This window comes from Streptomyces sp. NPDC087844, assembly GCF_044742785.1.
In the GTDB taxonomy this organism is placed as follows: Bacteria; Actinomycetota; Actinomycetes; order Streptomycetales; family Streptomycetaceae; genus Streptomyces.
This window is the reverse complement of the sequence record NZ_JBIUVD010000021.1, coordinates 82457-103114: the sequence shown is the minus strand read 5'-3', so window position 1 is coordinate 103114 and position 20658 is coordinate 82457. Positions and strand designations below refer to the sequence as shown.

At 70.7% G+C, this 20658-nt stretch carries 18 protein-coding genes; 9 read left to right on the top strand and 9 right to left on the bottom strand.

All coding sequences use genetic code 11. The features are described from left to right. Nucleotides 1–4: 4 nt before the first annotated feature. Both ACIOKD_RS32340 and rpmG read right to left on the bottom strand, forming a co-directional pair. Nucleotides 5–265 (bottom strand): type B 50S ribosomal protein L31, encoded by a 261-nt coding sequence (locus ACIOKD_RS32340; protein ID WP_402091070.1) that lies wholly within the window; start codon nucleotides 263–265, stop codon nucleotides 5–7. 46 nt (nucleotides 266–311) lie between these two features. Further along, nucleotides 312–476: a 50S ribosomal protein L33 gene (gene rpmG / locus ACIOKD_RS32335; protein ID WP_402091068.1), complete on the bottom strand. Its 165-nt coding sequence runs from the start codon at nucleotides 474–476 to the stop codon at nucleotides 312–314. A 345-nt stretch (nucleotides 477–821) separates the two neighbouring features. Between rpmG and ACIOKD_RS32330 the strand changes: the two genes are divergently transcribed. Beyond that, entirely contained in the window at nucleotides 822–3761 is a 2940-nt protein-coding gene (locus ACIOKD_RS32330) for a SpoIIE family protein phosphatase (protein ID WP_402091066.1), read from the top strand. 26 nt (nucleotides 3762–3787) lie between these two features. Here the strand turns inward: ACIOKD_RS32330 and ACIOKD_RS32325 are convergent, their stop codons facing one another. Next, the gene (locus ACIOKD_RS32325; protein ID WP_402091064.1) at nucleotides 3788–5359 is read right to left on the bottom strand and encodes a CHAD domain-containing protein; all 1572 of its coding nucleotides are present in this window, start codon (nucleotides 5357–5359) and stop codon (nucleotides 3788–3790) included. Nucleotides 5360–5422: 63 nt separating this feature from the next. On the opposite strand from ACIOKD_RS32325, the gene ACIOKD_RS32320 reads away from it, so the two are divergent. Further along, nucleotides 5423–5725 (top strand): CGNR zinc finger domain-containing protein, encoded by a 303-nt coding sequence (locus tag ACIOKD_RS32320; protein WP_402091062.1) that lies wholly within the window; start codon nucleotides 5423–5425, stop codon nucleotides 5723–5725. Here ACIOKD_RS32320 and ACIOKD_RS32315 read toward each other — a convergent pair. Continuing rightward, entirely contained in the window at nucleotides 5695–6072 is a 378-nt protein-coding gene (locus tag ACIOKD_RS32315; protein ID WP_402091060.1) for a DUF952 domain-containing protein, read from the bottom strand. The genes ACIOKD_RS32320 and ACIOKD_RS32315 overlap by 31 nt on opposite strands. A 143-nt stretch (nucleotides 6073–6215) precedes the next feature. On the opposite strand from ACIOKD_RS32315, the gene ACIOKD_RS32310 reads away from it, so the two are divergent. The 6 genes from ACIOKD_RS32310 to ACIOKD_RS32285 all read left to right on the top strand — a co-directional run bounded on the left by ACIOKD_RS32310 (nucleotide 6216) and on the right by ACIOKD_RS32285 (nucleotide 12224). Beyond that, nucleotides 6216–7832, top strand: a complete 1617-nt coding sequence (locus tag ACIOKD_RS32310) for a sulfite oxidase (protein ID WP_402091058.1) — start codon at nucleotides 6216–6218, stop codon at nucleotides 7830–7832. A 118-nt stretch (nucleotides 7833–7950) separates the two neighbouring features. Further along, on the top strand, nucleotides 7951–8610 hold the full coding sequence (locus ACIOKD_RS32305; RefSeq protein WP_402091056.1) for a fasciclin domain-containing protein: 660 nt from the start codon (nucleotides 7951–7953) through the stop codon (nucleotides 8608–8610). Between the two features lie 183 nt (nucleotides 8611–8793). After that, nucleotides 8794–9015, top strand: coding sequence for a hypothetical protein (locus tag ACIOKD_RS32300; protein ID WP_402091054.1), 222 nt, complete (start codon nucleotides 8794–8796; stop codon nucleotides 9013–9015). Between the two features lie 56 nt (nucleotides 9016–9071). Beyond that, complete coding sequence (gene hemC / locus ACIOKD_RS32295) at nucleotides 9072–10007, top strand: hydroxymethylbilane synthase (RefSeq protein WP_402091052.1); 936 nt, start codon at nucleotides 9072–9074, stop codon at nucleotides 10005–10007. 367 nt (nucleotides 10008–10374) lie between these two features. After that, the gene (locus tag ACIOKD_RS32290; protein ID WP_402091050.1) at nucleotides 10375–10947 is read left to right on the top strand and encodes a TetR/AcrR family transcriptional regulator; all 573 of its coding nucleotides are present in this window, start codon (nucleotides 10375–10377) and stop codon (nucleotides 10945–10947) included. A 50-nt stretch (nucleotides 10948–10997) separates the two neighbouring features. Further along, on the top strand, nucleotides 10998–12224 hold the full coding sequence (locus ACIOKD_RS32285; RefSeq protein WP_402091048.1) for a GDSL-type esterase/lipase family protein: 1227 nt from the start codon (nucleotides 10998–11000) through the stop codon (nucleotides 12222–12224). Nucleotides 12225–12291: 67 nt separating this feature from the next. On the opposite strand, the gene ACIOKD_RS32280 is transcribed toward ACIOKD_RS32285, so the two are convergent. The 5 genes from ACIOKD_RS32280 to ACIOKD_RS32260 form a co-directional block, all read right to left on the bottom strand. Next, the gene (locus ACIOKD_RS32280) at nucleotides 12292–12783 is read right to left on the bottom strand and encodes an ATP-binding protein (protein ID WP_402091046.1); all 492 of its coding nucleotides are present in this window, start codon (nucleotides 12781–12783) and stop codon (nucleotides 12292–12294) included. Nucleotides 12784–12889: 106 nt separating this feature from the next. Further along, entirely contained in the window at nucleotides 12890–13552 is a 663-nt protein-coding gene (locus ACIOKD_RS32275; RefSeq protein WP_402091044.1) for a YceI family protein, read from the bottom strand. A 231-nt stretch (nucleotides 13553–13783) separates the two neighbouring features. Then, nucleotides 13784–15340 carry a hypothetical protein gene (locus ACIOKD_RS32270; protein ID WP_402091042.1) on the bottom strand — a complete coding sequence of 519 codons (1557 nt, stop codon included), beginning with the start codon at nucleotides 15338–15340 and terminating at the stop codon, nucleotides 13784–13786. A 91-nt stretch (nucleotides 15341–15431) separates the two neighbouring features. Then, a complete protein-coding gene (locus ACIOKD_RS32265) occupies nucleotides 15432–17111 on the bottom strand; it encodes a hypothetical protein (RefSeq protein ID WP_402091040.1) in 1680 nt (559 codons plus the stop codon). A 169-nt stretch (nucleotides 17112–17280) separates the two neighbouring features. After that, nucleotides 17281–17598: a hypothetical protein gene (locus ACIOKD_RS32260; RefSeq protein WP_402091038.1), complete on the bottom strand. Its 318-nt coding sequence runs from the start codon at nucleotides 17596–17598 to the stop codon at nucleotides 17281–17283. A gap of 448 nt (nucleotides 17599–18046) precedes the next feature. Here ACIOKD_RS32260 and ACIOKD_RS32255 point away from each other — a divergent pair, with 448 nt between their 5' ends. Beyond that, nucleotides 18047–20605, top strand: a complete 2559-nt coding sequence (locus tag ACIOKD_RS32255; protein WP_402091036.1) for a SpoIIE family protein phosphatase — start codon at nucleotides 18047–18049, stop codon at nucleotides 20603–20605. The last annotated feature ends 53 nt before the right edge of the window (nucleotides 20606–20658 follow it).

The following is a 20658-nucleotide window of genomic DNA, read 5'->3' as shown; positions in this document are numbered from 1 at the left end:
GGACTCATCGGGGTATCGACGCCGTGCGGCCGTAACGCCGTTCGAACCGCTCCACCCGGCCCGCGCTGTCGACGACCCGCGCGGTCCCCGTGTAGAAGGGGTGACTGGCCGACGAGACCTCCACGTCGATCAGCGGATAGGTGTTGCCGTCCTCCCACTCGGTCGTCGTCGCCGAGGGCGCGGTCGAACGGGTGAGGAACGTGGCGTCCGAGGCGCGGTCGCGGAAGACGACCGGGCGGGACACGGGATGAATACCGAGCTTCATGGGGTTTCCTTCCTTGCAGCCGTACGCCGAAGGGCAACGGCCTGGTTCATCGCTCCTCGCGGAAGAGAACGTGCTCCCCCGCCACCCGGTCGTACTTGCGCAGGACCAGTCGGTCGGGGTCGTTCAGACGACTCTTCCGCGTCACATAGGTCGCACCGGTCCCGGCAGTGGACATCAACGTCACCACCGGACGCGTACCTCTGGCAGCCATGAACGTCTCCTTTCACACCCCTGGACACCCACCTCAATTGATGGGGCCATGTCATTCATGTGCGGTACAACCGGGCCTCCGATGGAAGTATTCCCCCACTCCGCCGAGGGCCCGGCCCGCCCGCTATCCGGCCGACGTGAGCCGGATCAGCGGTACACCGGGCGTACGCGGCAGCGTGACCCGCACTCCCCCGCCCTCCCCGCTCTCGGCGTCCTGCTCGGGCTCAACGGCCGTTCGTTCGGACCGGCGATCTGGCATCGGAGTCGGCCGCGCGTCCGAGCTTCCACCGGAGGCCTGCCCGAGAAGCAAGGTTTCGTTCGAGGTCGGAGCGTTAAGGTTCGCCATATGAACGCGCGGCTGGATCTTCTCCACACGGTGGCCCCCGGTGCCACGGAAAGCGAGGTCTTCCGGCTGGCGCTTGAGCACGCGATGGGAGAGCTGGGCGCACTGGGTGGAGCGATCCACCTGCGCGGGCCCATGTCCGCCCTGAGACTGGTGTCGGCGGCCGGCCTGCCGTCCGCCCTCACCCGTTCATGGGAGATCGTCGACCAGGAGGGGCCGTCCGCCCCGGCCCTGGCACTCCACCAGGGCAACGGCGTGTGGGTCCCGCTGAGCTCCAACGACACCTTCCGGTCCGGGTCCGGCCTCGCCGCCCTGCCGGTGTCCAGCGAGGACCGCCGCATCGGCGCGCTCACCCTCCTGACGGGAGACCGGGGCGAACCCACCCCCGAGCAGTGGGACTTCCTGCGGGCCGTCGTCGTCTGGGCCGAGGAACGCATCCTCCAGGCGCCGATGCCGTCCGGGCCCGTACACACCGAACTGCACGGTGAACGTCTGCGGCAGGCGCTCAAGGAGGTCAGCGTCGGATCGTGGGACTGGGACATCCGCAGCGGTGAGCTGATCTGGGACGAGGCGGCCCTGGAGCTCTACGGCACCAGCGCCGCCGACTTCACCGGGCGGATCGAGAACTGGATGCGGATCGTCCACCCCCACGACCTGCCCCCCGCACTGGCGGCGGCACAGCGGGCGATCCGCGACCACACCGTGTTCGAGGCCGAGTACCGGGTGCGGCGACTGGACGGCTCGTACGGCTGGACGCGAGCCCGCGGCCGGGCGACGTACGACGACCGGGGCGAGGCCCTGCGGATGATCGGCGTGGGCTGGGAGAGCAGCGAGTCCCGCAGCGCCCGTGACGCCCTCAGCCGCGCCCTGCGCCATATGAGCGACGGCTTCCTGTCCGTGGACGAGCAGTGGCGGATCACCTTCGCCAACCTGGAGGCCGAACGCATCCTGGGCTTCTCCGAGGAGGAGCTGTTCGGGCGCGTCCTGTGGGACCTGCCCTCCGCGCGACGTGTCCCCGGCCTGGAGGAGCGCTGCCGGGAGGCCGCGGCCCAGGAGAAACCCGTCGGTTTCGACGTGCCCACGCCCGACACCGGGCTCCTGTACCACCTGCGGCTGGTTCCAGGACCGGACAGCCGCACCCTCTACTTCACCGACGTGACCGACATGCGGCGCCAGGCCGAGGAACGCCGGACGGCCGAGCTCGCCACGGCCGAGCGGGCGGCCCGGATGACCGAGCTGACCACGGATCTCGCCAAGGCGACGACCACCCGGGACGTGGTGGAGGCGGTCGCCCGACGCGTACTGCCGCCGTTCGACGCCACCGGGCTGCTGATGCAGGTCGTCGAGGGCGACCGGCTCCACCACGTCGGCTCCGTCGGCTACCCGCAGGAGTTCCTGGACCTGCTCGACCGCCGCCCGCGGGGTCCCGAAGACCCGGACTGGGAGCCGATCGTGTCGGGCACTCCACTGTTCCTGTCCTCCGTGGCGGAGTTCGCCGCGCACTCGCCGACCCACGTCGACATGCCGGCTCGGGCCGGCAAACAGGCCTGGGCGTTCCTGCCGCTGGCCGCGTCCGGGCACACGTTCGGCGTATGCGTCGTCGCGTTCGACCGGCCGCGCCTGCTCACCGACGAGGAACGCACCCTGCTGAGCACGATCAGCGCCCTCGTCGCCCAGGCCCTGGAACGGGCCCGGCTGTACGACGCCGAGCACGCCCGGTCCCGCGAGCTCCAGCGCAGCCTGCTCCCCCAGGGGCTGCCCGAACTGGCCGCGTGCACGGCCGCCGCCCGCTATCTCCCCGCGGGCCAGGGCATGGACGTGGGCGGCGACTGGTACGACATCATCCCGCTCTCCGGCGGCCAGGTCGCCCTCGTCGTCGGCGATGTCATGGGGCACGGGCTGCCGGAGGCCGCCGCCATGGGCCGACTGCGCACCGCCGTGCACACCCTGGCCGACCTCGAACTGCCCCCCGACGAGATCATGAGCCACCTCAACGACATCGTCGGCGGCATGAACGAGGAGTCGTACGCCACCTGCCTGTACGCGCTCTACGACTCCACCACCCGGACCTGCTCCATCGCCCGTGCGGGCCATCCGCCGCCTGCCCTGGTCCACCCCGACGGCAGCGTCCACTTCCCGGAGCCGGCCGCCGATCCGCCGCTGGGCGCGGCGAAGCCGCCGTTCGAGACGGTCGAGATCACGGTGCCCGAGGGCAGTCTGCTGGTGCTCTACACCGACGGTCTGGTCGAGTCGGCGAAGCGGGACATCGACGCGGGCATGGCCGACCTGGCCCGGCTCCTGCGCACCACGCACGAGGACGGCACCGACAAGGACCTGGAGCGCCTCTGCGACACCCTGACGGCCGGTCTGCTGCCGGCCGAGCAGCAGGCCGCCGACGACGCGGCGTTCCTCGTCGCCCGTCTGCACGCCCTGCCCGAGGACAGGATGGCGGCCTGGCCGCTCCCCAAGGACCCGAGGGCAGCCGGCCAGGCCCGCCGCCATGTCCGCGGACAACTGGCCGACTGGGGCCTGGACGACCTCGTTCCGTCCACTGAACTGCTGGTCAGCGAGCTGGTGGGCAATGTCGTACGCCATGCCAAGGGCCCTGTCCGGCTACGGCTGTTGTACGGCGCCGAGCTGATCTGCGAGGTCTTCGACGGCAGCCTGACGATGCCGCGTATCCGCCGCGCGTCGGAGAGCGACGAGGGAGGCCGCGGACTGCAACTGATCACGGCGCTCTCCGAGCGCTGGGGGGTGCGGTACACGCGGACGGGCAAATGCATCTGGACCGAGCAAGGGCTGCTCGGCCCGGACGGAGACAACGACCCGACGCCCGACGCCCAGGACCTGATGTTCGCCCCGGACATGTTCGCGGCGGACCTGGACTCCCTCCTGCCGAAGGATTCCGGCACCTCCGCGGAGTCCGGGGGCGCGGGCTCGTAGGGGCACGGGCGGCTGTCGGGGATTCCCTAGCGGCCGAGCTTCTCGCGCGGGCCGGGATCGGAGGCGAGGTCCCATACGGAGGGCAGCTCCCGTTCCCTGTTCTCCGCGCGGGCCTGCTCGGTGCCGTACAGCAGGCCCCAGGTGAAGCCGGCCTCGTCCGCGGTCTGGGCGGCGACGGCGAGGTCCCTGAGGGCGCCCCGGGCCACCACGCTGTCCTGGTGGTCGCCGAGCACCTTCTGCACCGACTTGACCCGCTTGCTCAGACTCTTGGCCGGTTTCCCGAGAGCCGGACGGGCCACCTCCGCCGCGTAGCGGACCTTCTTCGCCGCCTTGCGCGCCTCGTGCAGGGCCACATCGCGCTCAGGGCCGGGCGACAGCTCCAGGGCGTCGGTCATGCGTCCGGCCAGTCGCCCGTACTCCTTGAGGACGGCCTTGGCCATGACCTGGTCGGCGTCCTTGGCGGCCTTGGCCCGCAGCGGCGGGTGCTCCAGCAGCACGGCGAGGGAGTCGAGCAGGTCGAGGTAGCGTCGCGAGCCCAGCGCGTCGAGGCTGCGCAGATGGGACTCCGTGCTGTCGACGACGTTCCACACCCGTAGCCGTGCGGCGACGGGGCCGAGGACCAGTTCGCCCGGCAGTGCGTCGATCTCCCCGCTGAGCCGCTCCATCAGTACTTCCTGGTCGCGCTCGGCGCCCAGCTCGCCGGCCAGCCACTTCAGCTCGCCGCGGATCGTGTCGGTGGCCTCACGGTCGAGTACGGACCGGTAGGACCTCAGGCAGCTGCGCAGACGACGGCAGGCGACCCGCATCTTGTGCACCGAGTCGGGCCTGTTTCGTCGCACGGCCGGATCGAGGGCGGTCAGCGCGCGGATCTGCTCGTGCACGTATGCCAGGAGTTGGGCGCCCGCCTGATCGGGGTCCGAACCCCCGGTCCCGTCGGATGCGGCGAATGCGGCGGGTGCGGCGGGTGCGGCGGGTGCGGCGGCCCTGGTGGTCACAGTCTCGTCGAGAGCCCGGAGCAGCTTGGACGGGGAGTGCGCCCGCGCGATGCCCTTCTTGCGCAGCTTCTTCTCCACGGCGTCGAGGAGGGCGGGGTCGGCGTCCTCGGCCAGCTCGACCTCCAGCTCGTTCCACGCGGCATGCCTGCCGTCCCCGCGCAGGGACTCCGCGTGGACCGAGTCGACACACAGCTCGGCACGCATCGCGCCGTCGGCGTCAACGAGGTGGCGTATTTCGCGTGTTGAGCGGATACGGACCACCGGGGTCAGCCCCGCCCCGCGGGTGCGGGACCTGGTCAGGTCGAGCAGGGCGTCCGGGACGGTGTCGGTGAGGGCCGAGCGGATCTCCTCCCGGCTGTCGCCCGACAGCGGCAGCTTGAGATGCCACCCGGCATCGGCGCCACCGGTCCTGCGGCGCAGCACGACCGAGGAGCCGGCCAGGCGGAGATCGTCGGTGTCGTAGTAGACCGCGTCCAGCTCCTCGGGACCGCGCTCGACGACCGCGGCGACACCGTCCACCCGCTCCAACTCGGGCAGCCAGGAGGTATCCGCGGGTGAAGGGACCTCGTACTTTCGTTCTGTCTCGCGCATCGACTGGACCATGTACTACCGGTAGACACAATTCACCGAACGAAACACGACTGCGGACATTGCCGGTCTTTACGGGTGACAGGGAACAGCGTTCCCGAGCACCACGAGTACGTGCTACAGGGGCAGTTGCTCCGAAGCGGGCGCTGTCGCCCCGCCCTCAGCCGGTGCTCCGCCGCCGTACGGCTCCTGGCGCTGGAGGCGACGGAGTTGCTGGCCGGGCCGCTGGCCCAGCTCCGGCGGTGCCAGGGGCCGGGCTGCGGGTGGTTCTTCCTCGACCGCAGTCGCAGCCACACCAGGCAGTGGTGCCGGAGCGGCGACTGCGGCAACCGTGAGCGGGTACGGCGGCACTACGAACGCTCGCGCGGCTCCCGGGACTGAAGGCCCGCCGCCCGGCCGTCGTCGTCCCACCGGATCTCCAGGACACGCTCGACGGCGTCCCGGTTCACGGGACCGAACAGGTGGGGGAAGAGGATGCGCGCGCCGACGCCGGGCGGCGGGGTGGGATCCGCCGCTTCGAACTCCAGCCGTGCGGTGAGCCGGGCCTCGTCGAGGACCAGCGCGAGCAGCGGCCTCGGCGAGGACCGGTAGAAGGCGTTCACGACGGCCAGGGCGGTCTCCTCGTCGGGAGCGCAGTGAATGAAACCGTCCTGTGCGAGGGAAGCGGGCGCGTACGGGGCATGAGGGCGGGCAGTCCACTCACCGAGCGTCACTATGTGATAGATCATGATCCGGTTGTACAACAGCAAGTATTCACGCACCTGAATTTACTTGATCCGTAGCCAGGGGCCCCGTGGATTGGTCCGAAAAAGAAGTGTGCCGGATCGGGTGACCGACCAATCCGGGCGGCATTCAGGACCGGATTCCCCACGTGACGGACGACAGGAAGCAACCGCGAATTACCCGCAGCCCGGTGCGGTCGGCGCTCGGTGCGCTCAGCGGCCTGCTGGCTGGTTTCGCCGCGCTAGCCGTCGCCGAGCTGGTGGCCGTGGGGGTGCGTCCGCAAGCCGGTCCCGTCATCGCGGTCGGGGGTGCGGCGATCGACCGCACCCCCGCACCCGTGAAGAACTGGGCGATCCGGAATTTCGGCACCGACGACAAACTGGTCCTGCAGCTCGGCATTCTTGCCGCACTGGTGCTGTTCGCGATCGCCCTGGGTGTATTCGCCCTGCGATACCGGAGAATCGGGGCCGCCGGAGTTCTGCTTTTCGGTGTGGTCGGGGCCGCGGCGGCGCTCAGCCGGCCCGACTCGACGGGGCTCACCGACGCGCTGCCTTCCGTGGCGGGCGCGGTGGTCGCCGCGGCGCTGCTGTTCTTCCTGATCGGCAGGCTCCGGATCCGGGGCCCGGCGACCGACGACACCGTTTCGTCGCGGGACGACTCGTCCCGCGACACCGACTGGGACCGCCGGGGCTTCGTGATCCTGGCGACCGCTGCCGCCGCCGCGTCCGCCGGTACGGGACTTCTGGGCCGCGCCCTCAGCGGCTCGAAGAGCCGCGAAGCGGCGGCCTCACGGGCGGACGTCGTACTGCCCACCCCGGCCTCTCCCGCGGACGCGGTGCCCCGAGGAGCTCAGTTGCGGATCCGCGACGTGAGTCCCTTCACCACCCCGAACAAGGACTTCTACCGCGTGGACACCGCACTCGTGGTGCCCAAGGTGGACGCGACCACCTGGAAGCTGCGGATCCACGGCAAGGGGGTCACCCGGCCGGTCACCCTCACCTTCGACGACCTCCTGCGGCGCGAACTGATCGAGCGCGACATCACGCTCACCTGCGTGTCGAACGAGGTCGGCGGCCCGTACGTGGGCAACGCCCGCTGGACAGGCGTAAGGCTCGCCGACCTGCTGACCGAGTGCGGGGTGAAACCGCCCTCGAAGGACGGCCGCGCCGACCAGTTGGTGGCCCGTTCCGTCGACGGCATGACGATCGGCAGCCCGGTCGAGGACGTCATGGACGGCCGTGACGCCCTCCTCGCGGTAGGGATGAACGGGGAACCGCTCCCCTTCGCCCACGGCTTCCCGGTCCGGATGCTGGTGCCCGGCCTGTTCGGTTACGTCTCGGCCTGCAAGTGGATCAAGGACATCGAACTCACCTCGTTCGACGACTACGACGCCTACTGGGTCAAGCGGAAGTGGGCGCGGCAGGCGCCCGTCAAGACACAGTCCCGGATCGACACCCCGAAGCCGTTCGCCCGCCCCGAGGCCGGTTCGGTCATGGTCGCGGGGGTCGCCTGGGCGCAGCACCGAGGCATCGCGAAGGTCGAGGTCCGTGTCGACGACGGCGACTGGCAGGAGGCCCGGCTCGCCGCTGAGGACTCCCGCGACACCTGGCGTCAGTGGTCCTACGACTGGCGGGCCGCCAAGGGCGGTCACACCCTCACCGTCCGGGCCACGGACCGCACCGGCGCCGTGCAGACCGAGAAGCGCACCGGCACCGTCCCCGACGGCGCGAGCGGCCGGCACTCGGTCGTGGTGACCGTCGAGTGACACCAAGTGACACCACAAGCCAACTACCTCAAGCCATACGCCCCGAGCGACTTTTCCGACCCCCGCCCACCCCCGAACGAACGCGGCTGCGGCCGCGTCAACCCATAGGAGAAACACCATGAACACTCGCATCAGCCGTATCGCCGTGATCGTGGCCGCGGCCACCGTTCTCCCGCTGTCCCTCAGCGCCTGCTCCGACAGCGGCAGCGACTCCGCCACGTCGGACTCCTCCAGCAAGGCGTCGGCCGCCACCACCGGGTCCGACGACAGCATGGGCAGCTCCGGCGACACCGCTTCGAAGGACGAGCCGTTCGGCCCGGGCTGTGCGTCCGTGCCCAAGAGCGGTTCCGGTTCGTTCGACGGCATGGCCCAGGACCCGGTCGCCACGGCCGCCTCCAACAACCCGGCCCTTTCCACCCTGGTGACGGCCGTGAAGAAGGCCGGTCTGGTCGACACCCTGAACAACGCCGAGGACATCACGGTGTTCGCCCCGACCAACGACGCCTTCGCGAAGATCCCGAAGGCCGACCTGGACAAGGTCCTCGCCGACAAGGCCACGCTGACGAAGATCCTCACGTACCACGTCGTGGGTCAGAAGCTCGCTCCGAAGGACCTGGAGAACGGCTCCTTCCCGACGCTGGAGAAGTCGAAGCTGACGACCGCCGGCTCGGGCGAGTCCTACAAGGTCAACGACTCCGCGAAGGTCGTCTGCGGCAACGTGAAGACCGCCAACGCCAACGTCTACATCATCGACACCGTCCTGATGCCCACCAGCTGATGGACCTTCCTCGGCCGGCCGCCCACCGGGGGCGGCGGCCGGCGGCCGGGCTCCCGTGACGGGAAGGAGCAGGGGTGGCCGGGACCGTTCGGTCCCGGCCACCCCTTCCCGGTGCGATGCCCGGCGTGCTGCCGGTGTGACGACCCTTCCCGCGGATGCGGCACCCGCGGGTACGCTGCCCGCATGACGCAGGAGCGGTCTCCGGAAACCGGGTCAAGTGACGCCGTCGCGGCCCCGGCGCCCGGCGCGGAGATCACCACGACGGACTGCCGCCAGTGCGGGGCCCAGGTGAGCGGGCTCAACAACCGTTACGCCTGCTCGTACTGCGGCTGGGTCAACCACTGGGCGGAGGGCTCCAACATCCTGCCGTCGGCCGAGGACGACCGGGACCACCCGGGCCACTGAAGACCCCTGCGGGCGAGGCACAGTTCGCGTGTGCCGCACGGTCTATCGTGGGGCGTATGCACGCTCCCGAGCTGATCCGCATCGTCTCCCGCGACTCGCCCATGGCCCTGGCACAGGTGGCGCGTGTACGGGCCGAACTGGCCGCGCTCCATCCCGGAACGCGCACCGAGGTCGTCCCCGTGAAGACGACCGGCGACAAGTGGATGGGCGACCTCTCCCAGGTCGAGGGCAAGGGGGCGTTCACCAAGGAGGTCGACGCCGCGCTCCTGGCCGGTGTGGCCGATCTGGCGGTGCACTGCGTCAAGGACGTGCCCGCCGACCGGCCGCTCCCGGCGGGCACGATGTTCGCCGCGTTCCTCAAGCGGGACGACATCCGGGACGCGCTCATCCACCCGGGCGGGCTCTCCCTCGACGAGCTGCCGCCCGGCACCCGGATCGGGACCTCGTCCGTACGCCGCGTCGCGCAGTTGGCCGCCTCCCGTCCGCATCTGCAGTGCGTGCCGTTCCGGGGCAACGCGAACCGGCGCCTGGCGAAGCTCGCCGCCGGTGAGGCGGACGCGCTGCTGCTCGCGGTCTCGGGCCTTGAGCGCATCGAACGCACCGATGTGATCACCGAGATCCTCTCCCCCGAGACGATGATGCCGCCGATCGGCGCGGGCATTCTCGCCCTGCAGTGCCGTGAGGGCGACACCACGGTCATCGATGCCGTCAGTGCCCTCGGTGACCCGGCCACCCATCGCGAGGCCACCGCGGAACGCATGTTCCTGCACGTCCTCCAAGGCCACTGCAACTCGCCGATCGCCGGCTACGCGACAGCCGGGCGCAACGGTGAACTTTCCCTGCGCGCCTGCGTGTTCACCCCGGACGGCAAGACCCAGCTCAACGCCCACGAGTGGGCCGGCCGCCTGGACCCCGCCACCCTCGGCACATCCGTGGCCGTAGCACTCCTACGCCAGGGCGCCCGCGACCTGATCGACACCATCCCCCACTGACGCAGCGGCGGTCGCCCCCTGAGGCGCGCGGGGAACGGCGCAGCCTTTCGCTTCCAGGGGCGCGGGGAACGGCGCAATCTTTTGCTTACGGGGGCAAGGGAACCCACGCGCCCAGCCCCGGTCTTTCAGGGGCGCGGGGAACGGCACAATCTTCTGCTTACGGGGGCAAGGGAACCCACGCGCCCAGCCCCGGTCTTTCAGGGGCGCGGGGAACGGCGCAATCTTTGGCTTTCGGGGGCGCGGGGAACGGCGCACCCAGCCCCCACCGACCCGCACCCCGGAACGAAACCCCCCTTAAGGGCTCACCCATTTGCCTAAACCCTTTAGGCAAATGCATAATTGAGCCCTCCAAACGGGAGGAGCCCTCATGACCCGCGCAGGCCTGACGGCAGCACGCCTGGTCCAAGCAGGCGCAGAACTCGCGGACGACGTCGGCTTCGACCAGGTCACCGTCTCCGCCCTCGCCAGAAGATTCGACGTAAAGGTCGCAAGCCTCTACTCGCACCTGAAGAACTCCCAGGACCTCAGAACCGGCATCGCCCTGCTCGCCCTGGAGGAGCTCGCCGACCGAGGCGCCACCGCACTGGCCGGACGCGCCGGCAAGGACGCCCTGATCGCCCTGGCGAACGTCTACCGCGACTACGCGGGAGAGCATCCCGGCCGCTACGCCGCCGCCCAGCTCAAGCTCACCCCGGAGGCGGCCGCCGCCAGCGCCGGGAGCAGGCACGCGCAGATGACGCGAGCCATCCTGCGCGGCTACGACCTCACCGAACCGGACCAGACCCACGCGGTCCGCCTCCTGGGCAGCGTCTTCCACGGTTACGTCAGCCTGGAGCTGGGGGGCGGATTCAGCCACAGCGCCCCCGACTCCCAGGAGACCTGGGTCAGGATCCTCGACGCCCTCGACGCCCTCCTGCGGAACTGGCCCGCCCAGCAGTAGCCCCGCCCGCCCCTCTCTCCCAAAAAAGAAGAAACGACAAGGTCGAAGCCATGCGCAGCGAGAACACCTCAGCCGACGCGGCTGACAGCACAGTCAACTGGATCACCACACCCATCACCGCGGACCTCCTGCGGGGCGCCCTCGACCTGGAACGCACCGAGCACGGCGTACTGCCGCACCGCCTGCCCGCCTGGGTCCGCGCCCAGTACGCCGACGGTCAGCTGGCCATGGCCGAGTCCCAGCCCTCGGGCGTACGTCTGGCCTTCCGCACCCGGGCCACCACCGTCGAACTGGACACGCTGCCCACCAAGCGTGTCTACACGGGGGCCCCGCCCCGCCCGGACGGCCTCTACGAACTGCTCGTCGACGGCGTCCTGGCCGGCCGGGGCAGTGTGCGGGACGGCAACACCCTGACCATCGACATGACCACCGGGAGCGCCGAACTGCGGACCGGTCCGGTGGGCACCGTCCGCTTCACCGGCCTGCCCGAGGGCAACGGCGACGGCGGCAAGGACGTCGAGATCTGGCTGCCGCACAACGAGACCACCGAGCTCGTGGCCCTGCGCACCGACGCCCCGGTCGAGCCCGCGACCGATCGGGGGCGCAGGGTGTGGCTGCATCACGGCAGCTCCATCAGCCACGGTTCCGACGCCGCCGGGCCGACCGCCATCTGGCCCGCCCTCGCCGCCTCCCTCGGAGGTGTGGAGCTGATCAACCTGGGCCTCGGCGGCAGCGCGCTGCTCGACCCGTTCACCGCCCGCACCCTCCGGGACACCCCCGCCGACCTGATCAGCGTCAAGATCGGCATCAACGTGGTCAACGCCGACGCGATGCGCATGCGCGCGTTCACCCCGGCCGTCCACGGCTTCCTCGACACGATCCGCGAAGGGCACCCGCACACACCGCTGTTGGTCGTCTCGCCGATCCTGTGCCCCATCCACGAGGACACGCCCGGTCCGAGCGCCCCCGACCTCGCCCGCATGAACGAGGGCCGGCTGGAGTTCGTGGCCATGGGTGATCCGGCGGAGAAGGCGACCGGGAAACTGACGCTGCGCGTCATCCGGGACGAGCTGGCCCGGATCGTGGCCCAGCGGTCGAAGGAGGACCCGAACCTCCACCACCTCGACGGCCTCCGCCTCTACGGCGAGGCCGACTTCGCCGAACTGCCGCTGCCCGACCAGCTCCACCCGGACGCGGCCACCCATCGCCGTATCGGCGAACGCTTCGCGGAACAGGTCTTCACCGCCGAAGGCGCCTTCGCGGCCCGCGAAGCCTGACGGAGCCCACGGGCAGCCAGCGGCAGCGGACGCGGCAACGGACGCACAACGGCCGCCCGAGCGGACCTCAGCGGTTGTCTTGCGACCGGTCGTCCTGCGACCGGCCATCCCGTGAGTGGTCGTCCCGCGAACGGTCGCCCCACATGTGCTCGTCCCGCGCGTCGGAGCCGGCCGGGCGGAAGCAGGCCGTCACCACCTTGCCGTGCCGCTGGCAGCGCATCTCCCACTCGTCGGCGAGCATCCGTACGATCCCCACCCCGCGGCCGGACACCTCACCGGCCGCCGGGTCCCGCTGCCGCGGCAGCGTCGGGTCCTCGTCGTGGACGCTCACATGGAGGCAGTCGCCGTCCCAGGTGAGTACCAGATGCGCGTCACTGTGCGCGTGGACATGGGCGTTGGTCAGCAGCTCGGAGACGGCCAGCACGACGGCGTCCACCGTGTCCGGCTCGGCCTCGGTCCACGGCAGGGACTCCAGATGCTCGCGTGTCCACTCCCGTCCGGCGCGCACACCGCCCGACACCGGAAACGAATGCGCCCAGCCCATTGCCTTGACCCCCACCGGATCACTCCCGTTCCCGCCGTCCGTACCAGCATGTCCACGTACCAGGTACCCGGCAGGCGCGCACCCAGGCATCGACGAGCCGTGCGAGGGTGTCCGTCGGCGTTCAGCCGGGCTGCGGGGTGGTGCGGATGGCCGCGATGTCGAGCTGGAGGCGGACCTTGTCACTCACCATGGCGCCGCCCTCGGCCAGCCTGGTGTTGTAGGTCAGGCCCCACTCGGAGCGGTTGATGGTGGTGGTGCCGTCGAAGCCGACGCGCTCGTAGCCGAACGGGTCGGTGACATAGCCGATGTAGGTGAGTTCGAGGACGACGGGACGCGTCCTGTCCTTGATGGTGAGGTCGCCGGTCATCAGGTAGACGTCGGGGCCCGCCGGCTTCACGGCGGTGCTGAGGAAGCGCATGTGCGGATAGGCGCCGGAGTCCAGGAAGTCACGGCCGGAGAGATGGCTGTCGCGCTGATCCACACCCGTGTCGACACTGGCGGTGGACAGGATGATCTCGGCCCCCGAGCGGGACGGGTCACGGCCGTCGAAGAAGAGGCGGCTCTGGTAGTCCGTGAAGGCGCCCCGCACCGTCGTGACCATGGCGTGCCGGACGGAGAAGCCGATCCGGCTGTGCGCGGGGTCGATGACCCAGTTCCCGGTAAGGGTTCTCAGGTCCGGTTCCGACCGGCCGCCCTGGGGGAAATCGGGTGGGCCGTCGGGCCGTTGCGGTTCGACGAGTGTGGCCGAGCGACGGGGAGAGGCACCTCGATTGAAAAGATTCATGACTCACCTAGCTATTGCGCCATGGATATATCTGCAAGCCAAACCAAGATCCAATAGTTTACCGGATTCGTACCCGCCAATCGGCCCGGCATCCTCGCCCGGCCAATGGGTCACAGAATCCACACACCCGTCACCGGGCCCGCAGAAGGCACTGAGTGCCTGGCCCGCATGGATCCGACCCGGGATCAGCGCAATTCCGGCGCCCAGCGCATATCGCCCTTTCGGCTCGGGTCAGTAGCCGTACTTCGTCGTATACGCGCATTCGGTGTAGATGTAGCCGGACGACAGTTTGGCGGTGTCCGAGGCCGGGGAGTTTCCGAGACCGCTCTTGGATTTGTGCACGAAGTACGTCGTACCGACGGGCAGCCGGATGGTCCGCTGCGGGTAGTTCCTGCCACTGTCGCTGCACGGTTCGAAACCCAGCGTCACCGTGCTGGCGAGGGAGTAGGAGGTGCACTTCCCGCAGGCCTTGAGAGTGAAGCTGCCCGTCACCGGGCCCGTGTACAGCACCGTGATGTCGTCGGGGCTGTCGTTCTTGACGGTGACGGAGATGCCGCCGCCGGATGCCGTGGTCGGCAGGCGCTTGCCCGCGGCGGGCACGGTCTGGGCGACCTCGGCGGCAATGGCGATCTTCTTGGCGCGGGCCGCGTTCTTGTGCCCCCCGGCGTTCTTGACGAAGTCGTTCATGGTGCTGACGGCTTCGGCGAAGCTCTTCTCCTTGTACTGGTCCACTCCGCAGTCGTACGTACCCGACTCCGCGTTCCTCTCCGCCCGGTCGGCGTTCTTGTCGAGGGCCGGGGCCTGTCCGGCGTCCTCTCCCGGCAGTCCGACGATCTGGGTGTTGAGGGTTTCGAGGCGCTCGACGGCCTTGCAGGGGTTGTCTCCGCGCACGTCCTGCACGGCCTTGTCGACGGCCGCCTCGACCGAGGGTTCCACCTTCGCGGTCTGTTCGGACCGTGGGAAGGTCCGGAGCAGTTCGCCGTAGTGCGTCGCCCAGTCCGCGGATCCGCCGGACAGCGACTGCGTGCCGCACTCGTAGAGCGAGGTGGCCAGTCGGCCGTCGGGCCATTTCGCCAGCGCGCCGAGTTCCTTCTCGTCCATGGTGCGCGGGACCGTGCGCAGGTACTTCAGGGGCGCCACCGCGGTGCAGTAGTTCTTCTCCTCGTAGGCGGACGCGACGGTGGTGTAGAAGGACTTGAGCCGGTCGGGGACCCGATCGGCCGCCCGTGAGCCGGGATGGTCGCTGCGGAGCCCGCTGTAGGCGGTCAGCGCCCGGCGGTAGTCGGGCTCAGCCGTCGGGAACTGCTGCCTCCCGGCCGCCCGGACCAGCTTGTCCGTGCGTTCCAGGCGGTCCAGGAGCATCTGTTCGGTGGCTTCGTCGCGTGCGCCTCCGTACAGGGCGACACCTCCCGCGGGTACCGCCAGGAGCACGATGCCGAGGACGACGGCGATCCAGGCCGCCGGCGGCCACGTCAGCCGGGTCCGCAGACCCACGGCCGCGCCGTGGACGGCCGCGAGCGCGAGCAGGACGAGGTACGCGACGAGGGCTCCGCCGGGGACGCCGTCCGGGTCCGCGGGCAGCGCCACCAGGAGCAGTACCGCGGTCGCGACCCAACAGGCGGCCATCAGCCACCAGCGGCGCACCAGCGCGTAACCGAGGCCGAGGCCGCAGAGGTTCAGAAGCGCCACCCCGGCCGCTCTCCAGCCGTCCGCCGGTGCGGGCGGCGGCGCGGTCGGCATCGGCGGTATGACGAACCCGTCACGGAAGTCATTGTGGTCCCAGGACATGACGGCTCCCCCAGTCAATCACGTCCGAAGTTCTATGACTTGTCAGCGTACGGTCAGCCAGGAGACGGCGACAAGAGGGAACGGCGGCTCTTCAGCAACAACCGCTGCCGGGCGCCGAATCGGCGGGGACCGCGTCTAGGCGGCAGAAGCACGACGCCTCGATCGGTACGTCGGCCACGGCCGCGGCGATCTTCAGTTGCTGGGCCACGATCCGCGCCTCCCCGGCCCTGCCCAGCCGGACGAGGCACTCGTGGAACCCGTGCAGGGCCCAGACGTTGCCGGGGTGGTGCGAAGCACGGGGAAGCGTGTCGTCGAGTCCCAGGTCGGCCCGGTAGACCGCTTCCGCCTCGGCGACACGCCCCTGTGCAAGCAGCAGGGCGCCGTACGCGTGCCGGGTCGGCTGCATCCACCCCCAGGGCTCGTCGTAGGGAAGGCCGTCGTCCAGCTCGATGGACCGCTCCAGGGCGGCGAAGGCGGCCTCGTGGTTGCCCTTGCGGTACTCCAGTTCACCGTCCAGCATCGCCCGCGCGACCGCGAGGATGTCGGCGCAGGTGTTGTTGAACAGCATCCGGGTCTCCGGAACCCGCGCGACCGCTTCGCTGAACAGCGCGCGCTCGGTCTCGGCCCGGCCGATCCTGCCGGTGGCCGAGTACGCGACCCCGCGGGCGTAGTGGAGCATCGCGGTCGTCACGCAGTACAGCCGCGGGTCGGCGGGCAGCGGCAGTTCCAGGATGTCGGCCCAGCGGCCGAACCGGATCAGGACGTGGACCCGCATGGCGAGGAAGCCCTCCAGCCAGTCCGCCATGGGCGGGCTCTGCACCCGCAGCAGCTCCTCCGGGATGGCGGCCTCCAGCTGGGCGGCGGTCTCCAGGGCGGTCCTCGACTGCCCGAGGAACATGGCGCCGTAGATCCTGAAGTGGTAGTTGTGCGACCGGTACAGCGTGTAGAAGTTCATCGCCCCGGACCGCGCGAGGACCTTCTCGTCGGCGGCGATCGCCATGCCGTTGTCGGCCACCACGCGCCGGTAGTCGCCGCAGAGCACGTCCAGGTGGGTGGGCATGTGCTGGAGGTGGCCGGCGTCGGGCACCAGACCGCGCAGCCGGTCCGCCGCGGGCAGCGCGGTCTCGGGGGCCGAGGACATCTCCATCAGGTGGATGTACAGGTGAAGGAGCCCCGGGTGCCGCAGCCCGGCGTCGGTGGCGATCGCCCGCTCCAGCACCTTCTTGGCCGCCGCCGCACGCGAACCGTCGGCCGGCTCCCCCGTGCGCGGGTCCCACAGCTGCCAGGGGGTGAGGTTCATCAGCGCGTCGGCGTAGAGCGCGGCCACGTCCGGGTCGTCCGGGGCGAGTTCGTACACGGCGCGCATGCTGTCGGCGTAGGGCTCGTTCCACACCGAGCAGTCCTCGACGGCCTTCGCCTGCGGATAGCGGGCGCGCAGCGCGGCGATCAGGGCCCGCTCGACGGGGGTGGCGCCGGCCGCCTTCTCCTGGGCGAGCTCCGCGGCGGCGTGCGTACGGTCGACGGTACGGACCAGGTCCTCGCCGTCGAAGAACTCCCAGGGTTTGTTGTAGTTCGGGCCGAGGGCGTAGGCGATGCCCCAGTGGGCCATGGCGCAGTCGGGGTCGGCCGCGGCGGCGGCCTCGAAGCAGGCGACGGCCTCCTCGTGGTGGAAGGCGTACGACCAGACCAGCCCGCGGTCGAACCACAGCTGGGCCTCGGGTGACGCCGTGGTCACGGCACGGCCGTGGGTACCGAGGTCGTAGTAGTCCATCCGCAACTCCCGCGCGTGCACGGCCGTAGCCCCCGACGTATGTGTGCCTCAGAGCCTAGAGGTGCTGCGCGCGGGTTTGTCCCGCTTCCCGGCGAGTGCCACGGGCGGTCCGTCCCCCGTCGTGCCGGGGACGGACCGGAACCGGCTTCCCCGCCCTCAGAACTCGCCCTCAGAACTCGCGGTCGATGCCGGTCACGAAGGCCGGCCCCAGCGGAGCGTCCTTCTCGGGGAAACCGCTGTCGCGCAGGGCCCGCGAGATCAGCTGGACCGCTTCGGCCTCGGCGCTCGCCTGGTCCGATGCCTCGACCTCGATCCGGGCGGAGAACATGCCGCCCTCCTCGACCGTCAGCAGGCTCAGTTCCTCGCTCTCCCCCAGGTCCGTGTTCTTCGGGTCCCGGGGGCGGAGCCTGCGCTCGATGTCGGAGCGCGCGGCGTCCTCGACGCCGTTGACGAACGTGCCGGGAACGGTGATGACGTACGTGGTCATGGGACTCCTCACGATGCTGCGCCGGGTCGTCGAGGCCGGAACGGGCCGCACGGGACGAGGTCCGCGGTTGTCCTGATCCCATGCGGTGGCTCCCTCGACCGGATCCGCTCCGTGATCTGCTCCGCGAACTGTTCCGATCCGCCTCTCCCGGCTCGTATGTGATCCACGTTCCACGTTCCCCTCCTTCGGCGGTAAATGCGGGCCGGCCCGCGCGGTGGGTGGACCAGGCACCCGACCAGCCTCTTTTTCCCGTCCCGCATGCGCTCCGGTGCCATGGGCGGGTGAACCGGGGAACAGCGGTTCCCACCGGACGCCCACGGTTCGCGTACACCCCGGTAGCCTCATCGGATTCACGCGCGCAGTGCCTCTCCCGGGTGCAGGCGGGGGGCCTCGTGGCGCATTCTTGCTGTGTCAGCCACCCGGGCGGCGCACGGACGAGGTAGGGCCGATGACTGGGAGAGCCGAGCACGAGACCCGGATCCCCGGACGCCTGGACCCGCTGCTCACCGGGGTCACCACGGAGGCGATCAGCGCGGCCGGCGGCTTCGCGGGTGGTGTGTACCTGCGCTCCGGCACACCCGGGCTGTTACGGCTGGCTGTGCTCTCCGGGCTGCCCGGACCGCTGTTCCGCCCCTGGTGGCGGCTGCACGTGGACCGCAGGTTCCCCGTGGCGGACGCCTTCCGGCTGGGTGTCCAGGTGGTGCTCCCGGACGCGACAGAAACGATGCGCCGCTACCCCCAGTTCGCGGCCGGCCTGCCGTTCCAGTTCGGATCCCTGTACGTGCCGGTCGTGGGCAGGTCGACGACGTACGGCGTCCTGACCATTCTGCGGCCCTCGGCGTCGGACGCCACCGAGGTCCTGCCCGACCGTGACCGCATGGCGCAGCTGGCCGAGGACCTGGGACAGGCTCTGTGGAAGCTGGCGGAGGACGGCGAGACGGACATCGCCTGGGACGGCGAACCTCTCTGCGTACGGCCGCCGGCCACGCGTCCGCCCGCCGGGCGCATCGGACGGTTCACCTGGGATCCGGCGTCCGGCGTCGTGACCGCGGACAGCCGTCTGCACGCCCTGCTCGGCGTGGCACCGGGCAGACGCACGGACACCCCGCAGGAACTCGCGGAGGCCGTGGCCGCAGCCGACTCGCATCAGATCCTGACCGCCCTGCGGGAGACCGCGGCGGGAAGACCGCCGCCCCTTCCCCTGCCTGTGCACGCGTCCGACGGCAGTCTGCGGCTGCTGGAGCTGTGGAACACGCAGGACACGGCCGTGCCACCCGGGCCGTGTGCGGTCCGGGGCCTCGTCCTCGATCCGGACATCGGGTCGGCGGCGGACGGAGCGGCCGACCTGCTCCCCGAGGGTGTGTTCTGCCTCGACCGGCTGGGGCTCATCGTCTACGCGAACGAGCAGGCAGCCCGGCTGCTGGGCCGCCCGCGGACGCGGCTCCTGGGCCGCCCCCTGGGCGAGGAGGTGCCGTGGCTGGAGCGCTCCGCCTACGAGGACCACCTGCGCGAAGCCCTGCTGTCGCTGGAACCGGTGCACTTCCACGTCGTACGCCCCCTGCGGTACAGCGAGGACTCTCCGCGGGAGTTCCACGGGGGCGGTGACTGGCTCGCGGTCTCCGTCTATCCCGGACCCGACATCCTGACCTGCACCGTCGTGCCCGCCAACCGGATGGCCGAGCCGGCTCCCCGCCTCGCGCCGCCGACCGAGGGACCCTCGGCGGCCGGTGTGCGCCCGAGCGACGGGACGGCCGCCGACGTCACCTCCATGGCGCCGCTGTACCGGCCGATCGTCCTCGCGATCGCGCTGACCGAGGCGGTCACCGCGCGCCAGGTGTCCGCGGTCGTGATGCAGGAGCTGCTGCCCGCCTTCGGGGGCGGCCGGCTCGCCATCTATCTGCTCCAGGAGCGCCATCTCTACCTGGCCTGGGAGACGGGCTTCCCGCAGGGCTTCCTCGCGCCGTTCGAAGGCGTCGGCCTCGACGCGCGGATACCGGGAGTGGAGACCCTCACCAGTGGCCGCCCGCTCTTCTTCGAGTCGATGCAGCAGCTCGCGACCGCCTACCCGGGCGTCCCCCTCGACGCGACCGAGGGCTCCCGCGCCTTCCTGCCCCTGATCGCCTCCGGGCGTCCGGTCGGTTCCTGCATCCTGGGCTTCGACCGCCCCCGGGGCTTCAGCACCGAGGAACGCACGGTGCTCACGGCCCTCGCCGGGCTGATCGCGCACGCCATGGAGAAGGCCCGGCGCTACGACACCGAGGCCGCCCTCGCACGGGGACTTCAGCAGGCGCTTCTCCCCCGGCGCCTCTCCGCCCATCCGCGGGTGGAGACGGTCGGACGCTATCTGCCGGGCACACAGGGGATGGACGTGGGAGGGGACTGGTACGACGTCGTCGAGTCGGGTGACGGGCTCGCGCTGGTCATCGGCGACGTCCAGGGGCACGGCGTCCAGGCCGCCGCCACGATGGGCCAACTGCGCAGCGCCGTACGGGCCTTCGCGCTCGGTGACCGGCCGCCGGACGAGGTCATGAGCGGCACCAACCATCTTCTGATCGACCTCGACCCCGGTCTCTTCGCCAGCTGCTGTTACATCCGGCTCGATCCGCTCACCGGTCTGGCCCGGGTGGCCCGGGCCGGCCATCCGCCGCCGCTCCTCCGCTTCCCGGACGGCCGCACACATGTGCTGGAGATCCCCGGCGGTGTCGTCCTCGGGGTCGATCCGCACGCCCGGTACCCGGTGACGGAGCTGCGGCTGGACCCCGGCGCCATCCTCGCGCTCTACACGGACGGCCTGGTCGAGACGCCCGGCGTCGACATCGACGAGGGCATCACCGCGCTGCGCGTCGCCCTGGCCCGGGCCGGTTCCCCCGCCGGCCGCCCGGGGGGCCGTTCGCTCGCGGGGGTCGCCGACCGGCTCACCGCCAAGGCCCGACACGTGGCCGACCGCCCGGACGACATAGCGCTCCTGCTCGCCACCCGCCGCGCGCAGCCGGGCCGCTCCCGCTGACCGAACGGCCGGCCCCACGAGTGGACAGCCGACCTCGTACGGGTCTCGTCCGC